Consider the following 14390-nt stretch of genomic DNA (forward strand, 5'->3'; position numbering starts at 1 on the left):
GTACGTCTCCCCCGGTGTCAGTTGCCGTGGACGCTGCGGAGTGCGTCGGCGAGGATCTCGGCTCCCTCTTCCGCCTCGGCGACGGTGAGCGAGAGGGGCGGCGCGATGCGCAGCACGCTGGTGTCGTGCCCGCCGCCCTTGCCGAGCAGCAGACCCCTTTCGCGGGCGGCCTCCAGGACGGCGGCGGCCGCCGCCGGGTCGGCCTCGTCGGTGCCCGGCCGGGTCAGCTCCAGCCCGGCCATCAGGCCGCGGCCGCGCACCTCCCGTACGGCGGGCACCGTGGCGGAGATCGCCCGCAGCCGCTCCAGCAGCAGGCCGCCGACGCGGCGGGCGTTGCCCTGGAGGTCGTGTTCCAGCAGGTAGCCGAGGTTCGCCACGCCCGCGGCCATGGTGACCGGGGAGCCTCCGAAGGTGGAGATGGAGTTGGTGTCGATGCAGTTCATCACCTCGGCGCGGGCGACGACACCGCCGATGGCCATGCCGTTGCCGATGCCCTTGGCGAAGGTGAGGATGTCCGGCGGGCCGCTCTGCGCATGGGCCTGCCAGCCCCAGAAGTGGTCGCCGGTGCGGCCCCAGCCGGTCTGGACCTCGTCGCTGATCCACAGGATGCCGTGCCGGTCCAGGACCTCCCGGAAGGCCCCGTACAGGCCGTCGGGCGGGGAGGTGAACCCGCCGACGCCCTGGATGGCTTCGGCGATGAGGGCGGCCACGCCGCTGCGGGCCTGGCCGAGTACGTCTTCCAGGTCGGCGACGGCGGCGGCGGTGAACTCGGCGTCGGGCAGGTGCGCGAAGGGGCCGCGGGTGCGGACGGCGCCGTGCACGTAGTACGTCTGCAGGGGCGAGAGGCTGGTCGGGGACCAGCCGCGGTTGCCGGTGATCGAGACGGTGGAGAAGGACCGGCCGTGGTAGCTGTTGCGCATCGCCAGGATCTGGTTGGAGCGGCGGTACGCGGTCGCGAGCAGCAGCGCGGCGTCGTTGGCCTCGGTGCCCGAGGTGGTGAAGAAGACGCGGGCGTCGGGGATGCCGGACAGGGCGGCGATCCGCTCGGCCAGCTCGATCATCGGCCGGTTGAGGTAGAGCGTGGAGGAGTGGATGAGCCGCCCGGCCTGCTCGGAGACGGCCTTGGTGACCTCGGGCAGGGCGTGGGCGGTCATCGTGGTGAGGATGCCGCCGAAGAAGTCGAGGTAGCGGTTGCCGTCGGCGTCCCAGACGTGGCGGCCCTCGCCGTGCGTGAGCTCGATGGGGCGGTCGTAGTAGAGCGCGAGCCAGTCGGGCAGGACGGCCCGGTGGCGGCTGTGCAGGGGGATCGGGTTGGTCACGGCTGTACGAGCCCTCCGTAGGCGTCGGGGCGGCGGTCGCGGTAGAAGGCCCACTGGTCGCGGACCTGTTTGATCAGGTCGAAGTCCAGGTCGCGGACGAGGAGTTCCTCCTCCTTGTCGCTGGCGGTCTCGCCGACGAACTGGCCGCGCGGGTCGACGAAGTAGCTGGTGCCGTAGAAGTCGTTGTCGCCGTACTCCTCCTGGCCGATGCGGTTGATCGCGGCGACGAAGTACTCGTTGGCGACGGCCGCCGCCGGCTGCTCCAGCTGCCACAGGTACGCCGACAGGCCCCGGTGGGTGGCGGAGGGGTTGTAGACCAGCTGCGCTCCGGCCAGGCCCAGGGCGCGCCAGCCCTCGGGGAAGTGGCGGTCGTAGCAGATGTAGACGCCGACGCGGCCGACGGCGGTGTCGAAGACCGGCCAGCCGAGGTTGCCCGGGCGGAAGTAGTACTTCTCCCAGAAGCCCTTGACCTGGGGGATGTGGTGCTTTCGGTACTTGCCGAGGTAGCTGCCGTCGGCGTCGATGACGGCGGCGGTGTTGTAGTAGAAGCCGGCCCCCTCCTGCTCGAAGACGGGCACGACGATCACCATGCCGGTCTCGCGGGCGAGCTCCTGCATGCGGCGGACGGTGGGGCCGTCGGGGACGGGCTCGGCCCAGCGGTAGTGCTCGGGCTCCTGGACCTGGCAGAAGTAGGGGGCGTTGAACACCTCCTGGAAGCCGATGATCTTCGCGCCCTGGGCGGCGGCCCGGCGGGCGTGCTCCTCGTGTTTGGCGATCATCGACTCGGTGTCTCCGGTCCAGGTGGCCTGGACGAGTGCGGCGCGGACGACTTGGGCCATGAGCTGCTCCTCGTGACGGGAACGCCGGCTTCTACGCACGTAGACGGTGAGGTACGCGGTGTACGTAGGGATGTAGAACGTAGGCCTCGTCACTGCGTGGGGCAAGAGCGCCGTGCGCGGTTGGAGTAGTCGATCACGTTACGACACATCCTGGTCGATTACGGTCAGGACGCGGGCAGTTTCGCGACCCGCAGGGCGTGTACGAGGTCGCGGCGGCGGCTGTCGGAGAGGGTTTCGGCGGCCCGGAGCAGGCGGGGGCCGAACCACTGCGGGGCGCGGCGGGCCAGGCCGGCCGCCTCCTGCGGGGTGCGGACCCGGACGAAGGCCCCGAGCAGGGCATCGGCCTCGCGGGACCGGCCGGCCTCCGCCAGGGCCAGGACCGCGTCGGCGATCTCGGCGGTGGGGCGGGCGACGCCCTGGCGCAGCAGCGTCTCGCAGTCGGCGGTGCGGCCGGCCTCGGCGAGGGCGGCGGCGGCTGCGGCGAGCCGCTCGGGCGGGAGCGAGGCCGCCTCCCACAGGAGGGTGGCCCAGTCCGCGCCGAGCCCGGCGCGGACCAGCGCTTCGGCGAGGCCGGGCAGCCGCTCCGCGGGCCAGGCGGCGGCCTCGCAGAGCAGGGCGTGCGCCTCCCCGCCCCGCCCCTGCCCCCGCAGGGCGAGCAGCCCCCCGACCACACCCCGGACACCCCGCACCCCAGCGCCGGCCCCGACCCCCGAGGCGGGGAACCCGGCCGCGCCAGCCCAGGCGGTGTCGGGGCCGGGTGGGGGTTCCGGGGTGCGGGCCGGGCGGCCGAAGCGGGCGCCTCGGGGCGGGGCGGACTCGGCGGGGTAGCCGGGTGGCGGGGTGAAGACCGCGGCGCCGGGGGCTGCGGCCCCCGCGTAACGGGCCCCGCCGGACCGCCGCGCACCGCGCAGCCGGCGCCCCTCGGCCCGGTGCACGGGAGGCTCCGGCGCCTGGGCGCCGGACTCCCCGGGGCGCTGCCGCGGCACCCCCGGCAACGCCCCGCGCCCGGGTTCCCCGGCCGTTGCCCCCGCGTCGGCCCGGCCGGGCTCCGGCCCCGGCCGGCCCGGCCCGGCCCCCGTTTGCCCCGACCCGGGCCGGTCCTCCACCGAAGCCCGCCCGACCGGGCCCGCCAGGTCGGGGCGGGACCACGCGGGCCCTGCGGACGGGAGGCCGGGAGCCTGCCCGGGCGGAGCCACCGCAGCCGGGCCGGCCGGGGCGGGGCGGGACGGCGCGGGGCCCGAGGAGGGCGCCGGGAGGACGGGAGCCGGCGCCGGCGAAGCCCCCGCCGCGGACGGGTCCTGGCCGGGCGGATCGGTCAGGGTGGGGGCGAGGGCCGTCAGGCGGGATTTCAGGTCGGCTTCGCGGGAGGTGGCCCTGGAGGCGTCGTCACGGGTCCAGGTCAGCTCCAGGGACAGCGCCTCCGCCTCCGGCCCGGCCGGCAGCGCGGCCAGCCGCTCCGCCAGGCCCCGGACCGCCGCCTCCGTGGCCGCCCGCTGCCCGGCGGCCGCCGCGAGCAGGGTCCGCAGCTCCTCCGCCCCGCCCGGCAGCCGGTCCCACGCGCTGACGGCCGCCGCCCGCAGCCGCGCCGCGTACTGCCGCTCCCGCTCCGCGAAATCGGCTCCCCGGTCCCGTGCCAGATCGCCGAGCAGCGACTCCACCACGTCCCAGGGCGGCATCGCGGCCCCCTCCAGACAGGCCCGCACGCCCTCCGGATCCCGCCGCAGGAACTCCCCGTACCAGCCCGACCCGGGGTCCAGTCGCTGCGTCAACCCCCCTAAGTAGTCGGAGAGTTGCCCGATCGCCAGTGAAGTCGCGGTCTCCATCCCCGCATTGCATCCCACCCGTGTTACGGGCGGGCTACGGGAGTCTCAAAGCTTGAGGGCGACCGCGATCCCGGTGTGCGGCCGCCTGCCCCGCCGGGCCACCGCCGCGGGCAGGTCCACGGCCCAGAACTGCCAGGTGTACTTCCGCGACATCAGCGCGCGCACCCGCTTCAGCCCGGCCGCGTCCAGCAGCCGCGCCTCCCCTTCCAGGACACGGGCCCCCTGCGGCACCCGCCCCCGCACGTCGCACGGGCTCACCGTGACCCGTGCGTTGTTGCGGATCCGCTTCACCTTCCACGAATCGCTGCGCGTCCAGACGTACAGCTCGCCGCCGTCGGCCACCGCCCACACCGGCGTGGCCACCGCCGTGCCGTCCTTGCGGAAGGTGGTGAGGCTGACGTACTTGCCGCGGTTCAGCTCCTCAAGGGTCATACCCCGACTGTACGGGCCCGTACTCCCCCCAGGGCGTCCGGGCGGTGCTGCCGCCCGGAGCCGGGTGTGGCCGGCGACGGGGCCCGGGTGGCGGAGGATCCGCCACCCGGGGCCGATCTGGTCGGGGCCCGGCCCTCGGGCGCGGCGCGGGCCGCGAGCAGCAGGGCGGCCGCGAGGAGGGCGCCGAGGAGGGCGAGACCCAGGCGCTGGGGTGCGTTCGTGGCTGACACGCCTTCACGCTTGCCCCGCCCGGGGCCGCTCCCACACCCCCGGTTGGGCCGTTCAGCCGCCGGTTCCGCCCGAACGCCGCTCCCGGCCGTGCCGGGGCTACGGCCTGCCGTACGGGCGGACCACCATCGCGGAGCCGCCGCCGCGGCGGGTGGTCTCGGCCGCGGCCAGCCAGCGGCCGTCCGGGAGCCGCTGGACGCCGGTGGCGGCTCCGATCTCCGGGTTCTGCCGGAAGCCCTGCCCCAGTGCCTCCAGTTCGGCCCGGACCGGGCTGTTCCACAGGCCCGGTTCCAGCTCCGTGGTGGTCTGGTTGCGCTGGCTGGCGCGGGGCGCGGCGATGGCGTCGACCAGTGGCAGGCCCCGGTCCAGGTGGCCGATCAGGGTCTGCAGGACGGTGGTGATGATGGTGGCGCCGCCCGGGGAGCCCACGGCGAGCAGGGGGCGTCCGTGCTGCAGGACGATGGTCGGGGACATGGAGGAGCGGGGCCGCTTGCCGGGTCCGGGCAGGTTCGGGTCGGGGACGCCGGGAGCCGCCGGGGCGAAGGAGAAGTCGGTCAGCTCGTTGTTGAGGAGGAAGCCGCGTCCCGGGACGGTGATGGCGCTGCCGCCGGTGGACTCGATGGTCAGGGTGTAGGAGACGACGTTGCCCCAGCGGTCGGCGACCGTCAGGTGCGTGGTGTTCTCCCCCTCGTAGGTGGTGGGCGCGGCCTTGCCGGTGGCGGCGCACGGCGCCGGGTGGCGCGGGTCGCCCGGGGCCAGGGGGCTGGTCAGTGCCTTGTCCGGGGTGATGAGGCACCCGCGGGTGTCCGCGTACCGCTGGGAGAGCAGTTCGCGCGTGGGCACCTGTTCGAAGGCCGGGTCGCCGACCCAGCGGCCGCGGTCGGCGAAGGAGATCCGCGAGGCCTCGATGAACCGGTGCAGGTACTGCGCCTCGGAGAGGGAGCCGAGGTCGGTGTGCTCCAGGATGTTGAGGGCCTCGCCGACGGTGGTGCCTCCGGAGGAGGAGGGCGCCATGCTGTAGACGTCGAGCCCGTGGTAGCTCACCTGGGTCGGGTCCTGCCGCTTGGTCGCGTACGCGCGCAGGTCCCCGGTGGTGAGGTCGCCGGGCCGGACGATGCGGGTGGCGGCCGGGTCCACCGGGGGCTTGCGGACGGCGCGGACGATGTCCTCGGCGAGCGGCCCCCGGTAGAGCGCGCCGGTACCCTTGCGGCCGAGTTCGGCGTACGTGTCCGCCAGGTCGGGGTTCTTGAAGGTGGAGCCGACCACCGGCAGGGCGCCGCCCGGCAGGAAGAGTTTCCTGGTGTCGGGGAAGTCCTTGAAGCGGTCCTGGTTGAGCTCCGTCTGGGCGCGGAAGGTGGCGTCCACGGTGAAGCCGTCGCGGGCCAGTTTCTCGGCGGGTTTGAGGAGTTGGGACAGCGGGCGGGTGCCCCAGGCCTCCAGGGCGCTCTTCCAGGTGGCGGGGGTTCCGGGGACGCCGACGCCGCGGCCGCTGGTCTGGCCCTCGGCGAAGGGGATGGGGACGCCGTTCTCCTGGAAGAGTCCGGCGGTGGCCGTGGCGGGCGCGGTCTCGCGGCCGTCGATGGTCTGGACGCGGTGCGTCCTCGCGTCGTAGTGGACGAAGTAGCCGCCTCCTCCGATGCCGGCCGAGTACGGTTCGGTGACGCCGAGGGCTGCGGCCGTCGCGACGGCGGCGTCGACCGCGTTCCCGCCGGCGCGCAGGACGGCGATCCCGGCCGCGGAGGCGTCGGCGTCGACGCTGGCGACGGCTCCCCCGTATCCCGCGGCGACAGGGACCTTGGCGGGGGCGGCGTCCGCCCCCGGGGACGGCGGAGCCGCCGCGCCGGTGGACACCAGGGCTCCGGCAAGGGCGAGGAGCGTTAACTGACGTGTGGTGGAACGACGCATCCGTACCTCCAGTCGACGGCCCGTCGGACCCCACCGGACAGGCCTGAAGGCGGCACTGTAGCTTCACCGCACCCTCCGCGTCAGGAACACCTCGCGCGGGCTAGCATCCGGCGCATGGACGACGACGTGCGCAACATCGTGCTCGGAGTGGTGGCCACCGCCGTCAGCGGCGGTTTCGGCTGGTTCTTCCGGACTTATCTGTGGCGCCGTGCGCTGCGCCGCAAGCAGGCCTTCTTCGGTCTGCCGACCGGCTCGGACTGCCTGTTCGTGGTCAACCGGCAGATGGGCGGCACCGAGGGGTCGGTGCACCGCAACGACGCGTTCGCGCTGCTGGAGATATCGGCCCTGATCAAGGACTGCGGGGCCAATCTGCAGATCGTCTCCCACGACGCGGTGCGTCAGGGCTTCGGTGAGCGCGCCGAGTTCTGTGTCGGAGGGCCGGTCTCGAACGCCCGGACGGCGGCCCATCTGGCCTCCATGCTGCCGGGCGTACAGGTCGACGTCTCCAGCGCGCCGGGGCCCGACCGCGGTGCGATCCTGGTCGGCGGGGAGACGTACCGCTGGCACAAGGGGCAGGTAGACCACGTGCTGCTGGCCCGGCTGACGACCGGGCCGGGGAGCCGGCCGGTGTTCCTGATCTCCGGGCAGACCGCGATCAGCAACCAGGCGGGAGCCCGGTTCCTGGCCCGCCACCACAAGGACCTGGCGCGCCGCTACGGCAGGGAGTCCTTCTGCGTGGTGCTGAAGGTGAACAACTCCGATGCCTACGGCCCGGACGTGGTCGAGCTGCTGGCGGACGTCACCCGGCAGGCCCGGACACCCGCAGCGGCAGCCGCGTGATCCCGTTGATGAAGTTCGAGACCAGCCGGCGCGGCGGGCCGGCGAGCTCGGGGGCGGGCATGGCGGCGAGCCACTCCTCGTGGAGCACGCGCAGCTGGAGGCGGGCGAAGTGCGCGCCGAGGCAGACGTGCGGTCCGTCCCCGAAGGAGACGTGCGGATTGGGCGTGCGGCCGGGGTCGAGGCGCCCGGGGTCGGGGAAGACGCGCTCGTCGTGGTTGGCGGAGGCGTGGAAGACCACCACCTTGTCGCCGGCGCGGATCGGCTGCCCGGCCAGTTCGGTGTCGACGGCGGCGGTGCGGCGGAAGCTGAGCACCGGCGGGTGGACGCGCAGCAGTTCCTCCACGGCCCGTTCCACCGGGACCTCGCCCGCGGCGAGCCGCCGGTAGGCGTCCGGGGCGCCGGCGAGGGCCAGCAGCCCGCCGGGGGCGGCGCTGCGTACGGTGTCGTTGCCCGCGACGGTGAGCAGGAAGAAGAACATCTCCAGCTCGGCGGGGTCCAGTCCCGCCTCGGCGAGCGCGGTCATCACGTCGTCCCCCGGGTGCGTGCGCTTGTGGGCGGCCAGTTCCCGGGCGTACGAGAACATCTCGCCCAGCAGCGCCGGGGAGCGCGGGTTGAGGGGCTTGCCGTCGGCGCCGAGCAGGGGCGCCGGCGCGTCCTCGGGATCCTGGTAGCCGATGATCCGTACGGTCCACTCCAGCAGCAGGGCGCGGTCGGCGGCCGGGACGCCCAGCAGGTCGGTGAGGTTGAGGAGCGCGTACTCGTCGGTGACCGTGTGGACCAGGTCGGCGGCGCCGTCCTCGGCCCGGTCGCGGGCGCCGGCGAGCAGCGTACGGGCCCGCTCGCGGACCCGGCCGGCGAAGGCGTCGACGCGGGCGGGGGTGAAGGCGCGGGAGACCAGCCGGCGCAGTCTCCCGTGGCCGCCCGCGGTCTTCGCCGGGTCCTGGTTGAGCATGGTGCGCCGCAGGAAGGGCAGGTCGGCGGGGTCGGGGTCGCGGATCTGGGTGGCGCCGAGCCAGGAGGAGTACGTGGCGTGGTCGCGCAGCACCCGCACCACGTCGGCGTGCCGGGTGACCGCCCAGAAGCCGGGGCCGGCGGGCCAGCCGAGGATCTCGGGCTCCGCCTGCCAGGCGACCGGGTGCCGTTCCCGCAGCAGCCGGTAGCTCCCGTACGGGATGCCCGCGGCGTAGATCCGGGGGTCGAAGACGTCGGGCACGTGGGCGTCGGGCACGTGGGCGTCGGGCACGGCGGCGGGGTCCATGGGGCCACCGTGGCCGGAGCACCGGACCTCCCGCAAGGGGACGGTCGCCGACGGCGCGTCAGTGGTCGAGTTCGCACCGGGCGGGCCCGACCGAGGTGTCCGGGCCGCGCAGGACCACCGTGTACCTCGGGTCGACGGAGGCCGCCGTGCACACCAGCTGACGGCGGGCCACCTCGGACAGGCCGGCGACCGCGAACGGCAGCCGCACCTCCAGGGTGTCGCCGGACACGATGCTCGCCGAGAGCCCGAAGGGCGGCCTCTTGTCGGCCGGCGCGGGCACCCGGGTCTCCAGGCCCGCGGCCTTCTCCTGGTCGAGGGGGCCGATGAGCAGCCCCATGAGGGCGGACACGGGTGACTCCGCGGGCTGCTCCCTCTCGGGCACGGGGGCGAGCCGCCCGTCCGGCGTCACGAAGTACACCGTCCCCAAGGTGCCGGGTCCGGGTACGACCACCTTCGCCGCGGCCCCGCTCTCGATGACCCCGGTGGGCTTGATCCCGCAGCCGGTGAGCAGCGGGCCGCCCAGCAGCAGGGCGGCGCCGGCGGCGGCCGCCGCCGTCCGGATCCGGGTCATGCGTCGGCCTCCAGGGGCATGTCGAGGGTGAACACCGCTCCCCCGGCCGGGCCGTTCCCGGCCCGCAGGGTGCCGCCGTGCAGCCGCACGTTCTCCAGGGTGATGGCGAGGCCGAGGCCGCTGCCCGCGGAGCGGGTGCGGGCGGCGTCGGCCTTGAAGAAGCGGTCGAAGATGTGCGGGAGCACCTCGGGGGCGATGCCGGGCCCGCTGTCGGCCACGTCGATGAGCAGCCGGGGGCCGCCGGGACGCGGTTCGGTGCGCACGGTGACGTGGACCGGTGCGCCGCCGTGCCGGAGTGCGTTGCCGACGAGGTTGGCGAGGACCACGTCGAAGCGGCGCGGGTCGAGCCGGGCGCGGACCTGCGAGGGCAGGTGGGTGACCACGCGCTGGTCGTCCCAGTGGCGGCGTTCGAGGCTCTTGCGCACGGCCTCGGCCACGTCCACGTCGTCGAGGTTGAGCTCGGCCGCGCGGGCGTCGAAGCGGGAGATCTCCATGAGGTCCTCGACGAGGACGGCGAGCTTGCCGGTCTCGGCGCTGACCAGCCGCAGGGCGGCGGCCGTGTCCGGGTCGAGGTGCTCGGCGTCCTCGTCGAGGACCTCGGTGACGGCGAGCATCCCGGAGAGGGGTGTGCGCAGTTCGTGGGAGACGTCGGAGGCGAAGCGGCGGGCCCGGGTCTCGGCGTCCCGCAGTTCGCTCACGGACTGTTCGAGGGCGCGGGCGGTCTCGTTGAAGGTGCGGGCGAGTCCGGCGAGCTCGTCGGCGCCGCGGACCTCGATGCGGGTGTCCAGGCGGCCGCGGCCGAGGCGCTGGGCGGCGCGGCGCATGTCCCGTACGGGGCGCAGCACGCTGCGCGCGGCGAGCAGGGCGGGCACGACGGCGATGGCCAGGCCGGGGACGGCGCCGCGCTTGGAGGCTTCGACCATGGCCTCGACGGTCTTGCCCTCGGTGGCCAGGGGCATCGTCGCGAAGACGACCAGGCCGGTGGGTTCGCGGACCTCGTTGTGGAGCCAGACGGCCGGCATGCCGACGGCGAGGTACGGGTTGCCGGAGGCGTCGGTCACCCGCTGGAAGGCGCCGTGCGGATGGGCCGTCACCTGGCGGCGGAGCTGCTCGGTGACCACGGTGGAGGTGGGCGCGGTGGTGTTGGAGGCGCGCAGGGTGCCGTACTCGCCGAAGACGCTCCACGGATGCGGTTTGCCCTTTTTGCCCAGCTCGTTGACGATGCGCTGGAGCTGTGCCTGGTCCAGCGGCAGCTGGAGGGGCGTGGTCTCGATCTGGTCGCGCAGGGTGCTGACCGCGGTGTCCTGGCTCTGCTTGAGGACCGCGGTGCGGGCCTGCTGGTAGGTCAGCGCGGCCGTGGTCACCGCGCTGATCGCGGCGACCAGCAGGAAGGCCGCGATCAGCCGGGTGCGCAGCCCGAGCGGCGCCGTCCGCCGCCTCACAGCGGGCCGAAGCGGTAGCCGAAGCCGCGCACCGTCTGGATGTAGCGGGGGGCGCCGACGGGGTCCTCGACCTTGGTGCGCAGGCGGCGTACGCAGGCGTCCACGAGCCGGGCGTCGGCGTGGTAGCTGTGGTCCCACACGCATTCGAGGAGCTGCTGGCGGGAGAAGACCTGCTCGGGCGAGGCGGAGAGGTGCAGCAGGAGCTTGATCTCGCTGGGGGCGAGGGGGACGCGCTCGCCGTTCTTGGCCACGGTCAGCCCGGCGCGGTCGATGGCGAGCTCGCCGTGGAACTCGATCTCCTGGCGGCTGCCCGCCGGGGCGCCGAGGCGGCGCAGCACCGCCTTGATGCGGGCCTCGATGACCTCGGTGCGGGCGGGTTTGACGATGTAGTCGTCGGCGCCCGCCTCCAGGCCGACGACGATGTCGAAGTCGTCGCCGCGGGCGGTCAGCATGATGATCGGCAGCTGGCTGGTCTCCCGGATGCGGCGGCAGACCTGCACGCCGTTCATCCCGGGCAGCATCAGGTCGAGCAGCACCAGCTCCGGGAGGAAGCTCCCCATGAGCGCGAGGCCCGCCTCGCCGGTCTCGGCGGCGCTCACCTCGTGGCCGCGGCGGCGCAGGCCCAGGCCCACTCCTTCCCTGATGGAAGGGTCGTCCTCGATCAGCAGTACGCGTGGCATCCGGTCGTCGTCCAAGGTGGTTCGGGGCTTGTTCTCCTGCTAGCGGCGGGTCTTGCGCCGCAGGGAGCCGAGCAGGTCGGTGATCTCCGTGAGGCGCAGCGGCCCGGCGAGGAGGACGACGACCAGCGCCAGGGCCGCGGTTCCCGCGCCGACCGCGGCGAAGTCGCCGAGGCCGTCGGCGGCCCGGGCGGCCGCGTACCCGGCGGCGGCCGCGGGCGCGCAGGCGGTCAGCAGCCGCAGGTGGGTGCGGACGGCGGTGGTGCGTCGCCCGGTACGGGTTCCGGTGCGCGGGCCGAGCCGCCGGGCGAGGGTGTGCGCGGTCACCGCGAGGCCCGCGAAGAGCGCGAGCGAGTAGGCGCCGGCCATGCCGGTGACCGCCCAGCGCGGCGGCAGCACGAGGTAGGCGGCGGCCGACAGTGCGGCGTTCAGGGCGGCGATGACCAGGTTCAGGAAGAACGGGGTCCGGGTGTCGGAGAGGGCGTAGAAGCCGCGCGAGAGCACGTACTGGCCGGAGAAGGCGATCAGCCCGGGCGCGAAGGCCATCAGCATGCCCGCCATGACCTCCGTGTCGGCGGCGCCGGTCCGCCCGTACCCGAAGACGCTGCCCGTCACCCAGGGGGCGAGCGCGGCGAACAGCGCGGCGGCGGGGACGACGAGGGCGGCGCTGGAGCGCAGCGCGTACGACACGTCGCGGCGGACCGCGGCGAGGTCGCCGTCGGAGGCGGCGGCGCTCATCCGGGGCATCAGGGCGGTCACGAGGGAGACGGTGATGATGCCCTGGGGGACGATCCACAGCTGGTAGGCGTTGCTGTAGGCGGTGTAGCCGGCGCCGCCGGCGAGGCCGGCCTCCACGGCGTGCCGCCCGGTGGCGGTGGAGAGCCGGGTCACGACCCAGTAGCCGATCTGGTTGGTGAGGACCAGCATGACCAGCCAGCCCGCGTTGCGCAGCGGGCGGGCGAGGCCGCTGCCGCGCCAGTCGAAGCGGGGCCGCCAGCGGAAGCGGGCGGCGCGCAGGGAGGGGACCAGGGCGAGCGCCTGGACGACGATGCCGGCGGTGGTGCCGAGGCCGAGGAGCCGGGTCTCACCGGCCGTCAGGCCGTCCGCCGCGTCGTGGGAGACGTGGAGGAAGAGCCCGAAGACGCCGATGATGACGAGGTTGTTGAGGACCGGGGTCCACATCATGGCGCCGAACCGCCCGCGCGCGTTCAGCACTTGGCCGAGGAGGGTGAACATCCCGTAGAAGAGGATCTGCGGGAGGCAGTACCGGGCCAGGGCCACGGTGGTGCTCGCCTGGCTCCCGGTGTACGGGGTGTACGCCGAGACGATCAGCGGCGCGGCGACGACGGCGACGGCGGTGAGGACCAGGAGCGCGGCGGTGCAGGCGGTCAGCAGCCGGTCGGTGTAGGCGGCTCCGCCGTCCTCGTGCTCCTTGGCGGCCCGGACCAGCTCGGGGACGAAGACGGCGTTGAGCGCGCCCCCGATGAGCAGCATGTACAGGATGTTCGGGACGGTGTTGGAGACGGCGTAGCCGTCGCCGAGCAGTCCGGTGCCGAGCGCGGCGACGACGACGGCGGAGCGGACGAAGCCGGTGGCGCGGGAGACGATCGAGCCGGCCGCCATGAGCGCGCCGCTGCGCAGCACCGAGCCCGACGGCTTCCCCGGTGCCGGGTCCGCGGCGCCGGCGGCGGGCGCACCGGCGGCAGGCCTGGTGTCGGTGGTGGTCACCGGCGGGCCAGGTAGGCCTGGAAGGCCCTGTACAGCGCCGCGTTGCCGTACCCGTTCATCGGGGTCTCCCACTCGCCGAGGGTTTCGACGACCTGCCCGCCGGTGCCGAGCTTCCAGCGCAGCAGCCCGAAAGAACGTTCGTCGGGGTCAAGGGTGGAGGGTACCCCGCGCATGTCGTATTCGTCCGCGCCGAGGACGAGGGCGTCGCGCATCATGCGCCACTGCAGGGCGTTGCTGGGGCGCACCTCCCGGCGGTGGTCGGCGGAGGCGCCGGTCTGGTACCAGACCCGGCTCCCGGCGACGATCATGGTGTGCGCGGCCAGGATCTCGCCCTGGTGGATGCCCAGGTAGAGGCGCATCCGGCCGGGTGCCTCGGCGTTGAGGGCCTCGTACTGCTGCTGGTAGTACGCGAGCGAGCGGCCGAGCCGGAAGCCGTCGCGCTCCTCGGTGATGCGCAGCAGCCGGTAGAACTCGGGGAGGTCGGCGGCGGTGCCGAGGATCGTCTCCACGCCGGACTTCTCGGCCTTGCGCACATTGCGCCGCCATTCCTGGTTGAGGCCGGACCACAGGTCGTCGACGGAGCGGCCGGCGAGCGGCACGCGGAAGACGTGGCGTGGCTGGGCGTCGCCGTCGTCCTCGCCTCCGCAGCGCTTCCAGCCGCGGCTGCGCAACCGGTCTGCGAGGGCCGCACCGACCGGGTCGACCTCGGTGGCGAGCACGTCGGACACCTGACGGCCGGGTCCGGTGGCGGATTTGAGGGTGGCGGCGTCCCAGCGGCGGTAGGCCGGCGCGGGGCCGATCCGGACGGCGAAGGCGCCGGCCGCGCGCAGGTGGCGCCTGAGGGGTTCCAGCCACCGGTCGATGCGGGGGTCGGACCAGTCGGCGACGGGACCCTCGGGGAGGTAGGCGAAGTATTTGCGGGTGCCGGGGAATTGGCGGTAGAGGATCAGTCCGGCACCGGCCATTTCCCCGTTCGGGTAGTGCCATCCGACCCTTTCCGAGCGCCAGAGGTCCTTTACCGCGGCCCAGGACGGGTACTGGAGAAAGCTCGCGTTCCGGTTCTGGGAAAGGAAGCGCTGGTATTCGGGGACGGACAGCGGACGCACACTCAGCTCCCTATCCGGGGACGAGTGTCGCTGGGCTGGGGTCGCGAGCAGTGCGCACACGGCTGATCGGCCTTCCTGTACGTCCGTGGAAGCGGGGTGCACAGGACTCTCACAGGTGTCCATGACCGAAGTGCGCGGCGATTGTGACCGGACGATGACCGTTTCGCTGCGGTGGACGTCACAACCGGAAGTCGGATCTTTTCGGCGGATTGCGCAACCTAC

13 protein-coding genes are annotated in these 14390 nt (G+C 74.1%); 1 reads left to right on the plus strand and 12 read right to left on the minus strand.

The window, feature by feature from the left end; translation table 11 throughout:
* Positions 1 to 17: 17 nt before the first annotated feature.
* The 6 genes from ABZ128_RS06420 to ggt form a co-directional block, all read right to left on the minus strand.
* Positions 18 to 1319: an aspartate aminotransferase family protein gene (locus tag ABZ128_RS06420; protein WP_356846365.1), complete on the minus strand. Its 1302-nt coding sequence runs from the start codon at positions 1317 to 1319 to the stop codon at positions 18 to 20.
* On the minus strand, positions 1316 to 2158 hold the full coding sequence (locus tag ABZ128_RS06425; protein ID WP_356846366.1) for a nitrilase-related carbon-nitrogen hydrolase: 843 nt from the start codon (positions 2156 to 2158) through the stop codon (positions 1316 to 1318). The genes ABZ128_RS06420 and ABZ128_RS06425 overlap by 4 nt, the downstream gene beginning before the upstream one ends.
* A 164-nt stretch (positions 2159 to 2322) precedes the next feature.
* Positions 2323 to 3927, minus strand: a complete 1605-nt coding sequence (locus tag ABZ128_RS06430; RefSeq protein WP_356846367.1) for a hypothetical protein — start codon at positions 3925 to 3927, stop codon at positions 2323 to 2325.
* A gap of 99 nt (positions 3928 to 4026) precedes the next feature.
* Positions 4027 to 4413: a PPOX class F420-dependent oxidoreductase gene (locus tag ABZ128_RS06435; protein ID WP_356846368.1), complete on the minus strand. Its 387-nt coding sequence runs from the start codon at positions 4411 to 4413 to the stop codon at positions 4027 to 4029.
* The gene (locus tag ABZ128_RS06440) at positions 4410 to 4643 is read right to left on the minus strand and encodes a hypothetical protein (RefSeq protein WP_356846369.1); all 234 of its coding nucleotides are present in this window, start codon (positions 4641 to 4643) and stop codon (positions 4410 to 4412) included. The genes ABZ128_RS06435 and ABZ128_RS06440 overlap by 4 nt, the downstream gene beginning before the upstream one ends.
* 97 nt (positions 4644 to 4740) lie before the next feature.
* Positions 4741 to 6546, minus strand: a complete 1806-nt coding sequence (ggt, locus tag ABZ128_RS06445) for a gamma-glutamyltransferase (protein ID WP_356846370.1) — start codon at positions 6544 to 6546, stop codon at positions 4741 to 4743.
* A 114-nt stretch (positions 6547 to 6660) separates the two neighbouring features.
* Here ggt and ABZ128_RS06450 point away from each other — a divergent pair, with 114 nt between their 5' ends.
* Positions 6661 to 7386 (plus strand): hypothetical protein, encoded by a 726-nt coding sequence (locus tag ABZ128_RS06450; RefSeq protein WP_356846371.1) that lies wholly within the window; start codon positions 6661 to 6663, stop codon positions 7384 to 7386.
* On the opposite strand, the gene ABZ128_RS06455 is transcribed toward ABZ128_RS06450, so the two are convergent.
* The 6 genes from ABZ128_RS06455 to ABZ128_RS06480 all read right to left on the minus strand — a co-directional run bounded on the left by ABZ128_RS06455 (position 7346) and on the right by ABZ128_RS06480 (position 14228).
* Complete coding sequence (locus ABZ128_RS06455) at positions 7346 to 8644, minus strand: cytochrome P450 (protein WP_356846372.1); 1299 nt, start codon at positions 8642 to 8644, stop codon at positions 7346 to 7348. The two genes, ABZ128_RS06450 and ABZ128_RS06455, sit on opposite strands and share 41 nt — an antisense overlap.
* Positions 8645 to 8702: 58 nt before the next feature.
* Positions 8703 to 9215: a hypothetical protein gene (locus ABZ128_RS06460; protein WP_356846373.1), complete on the minus strand. Its 513-nt coding sequence runs from the start codon at positions 9213 to 9215 to the stop codon at positions 8703 to 8705.
* Positions 9212 to 10657 (minus strand): HAMP domain-containing sensor histidine kinase, encoded by a 1446-nt coding sequence (locus ABZ128_RS06465; protein ID WP_356846374.1) that lies wholly within the window; start codon positions 10655 to 10657, stop codon positions 9212 to 9214. Before ABZ128_RS06465 ends, ABZ128_RS06460 begins: the two co-directional genes overlap by 4 nt.
* The gene (locus ABZ128_RS06470; RefSeq protein WP_356846375.1) at positions 10654 to 11337 is read right to left on the minus strand and encodes a response regulator transcription factor; all 684 of its coding nucleotides are present in this window, start codon (positions 11335 to 11337) and stop codon (positions 10654 to 10656) included. The genes ABZ128_RS06465 and ABZ128_RS06470 overlap by 4 nt, the downstream gene beginning before the upstream one ends.
* Positions 11338 to 11376: 39 nt before the next feature.
* A complete protein-coding gene (gene murJ, locus ABZ128_RS06475; RefSeq protein WP_356846410.1) occupies positions 11377 to 12978 on the minus strand; it encodes a murein biosynthesis integral membrane protein MurJ in 1602 nt (533 codons plus the stop codon).
* Between the two features lie 80 nt (positions 12979 to 13058).
* A complete protein-coding gene (locus ABZ128_RS06480) occupies positions 13059 to 14228 on the minus strand; it encodes a peptidoglycan bridge formation glycyltransferase FemA/FemB family protein (RefSeq protein ID WP_356846376.1) in 1170 nt (389 codons plus the stop codon).
* Positions 14229 to 14390 lie beyond the last annotated feature (162 nt).

This window comes from Streptomyces sp. NPDC006326, from assembly GCF_040612915.1.
Lineage (GTDB): Bacteria > Actinomycetota > Actinomycetes > Streptomycetales > Streptomycetaceae > Streptomyces.

Coding starts and splice junctions, on each gene's coding strand:
- ABZ128_RS06470 (WP_356846375.1), bottom strand. CDS start 11,337: ATGCCACGCGTACTGCTGATCGAGGACGACCCTTCCATCAGGGAAGGA.
- ABZ128_RS06460 (WP_356846373.1), bottom strand. CDS start 9,215: ATGACCCGGATCCGGACGGCGGCGGCCGCCGCCGGCGCCGCCCTGCTG.
- ggt (WP_356846370.1), bottom strand. CDS start 6,546: ATGCGTCGTTCCACCACACGTCAGTTAACGCTCCTCGCCCTTGCCGGA.
- ABZ128_RS06455 (WP_356846372.1), bottom strand. CDS start 8,644: ATGGACCCCGCCGCCGTGCCCGACGCCCACGTGCCCGACGCCCACGTG.
- ABZ128_RS06425 (WP_356846366.1), bottom strand. CDS start 2,158: ATGGCCCAAGTCGTCCGCGCCGCACTCGTCCAGGCCACCTGGACCGGA.
- ABZ128_RS06450 (WP_356846371.1), top strand. CDS start 6,661: ATGGACGACGACGTGCGCAACATCGTGCTCGGAGTGGTGGCCACCGCC.
- ABZ128_RS06435 (WP_356846368.1), bottom strand. CDS start 4,413: ATGACCCTTGAGGAGCTGAACCGCGGCAAGTACGTCAGCCTCACCACC.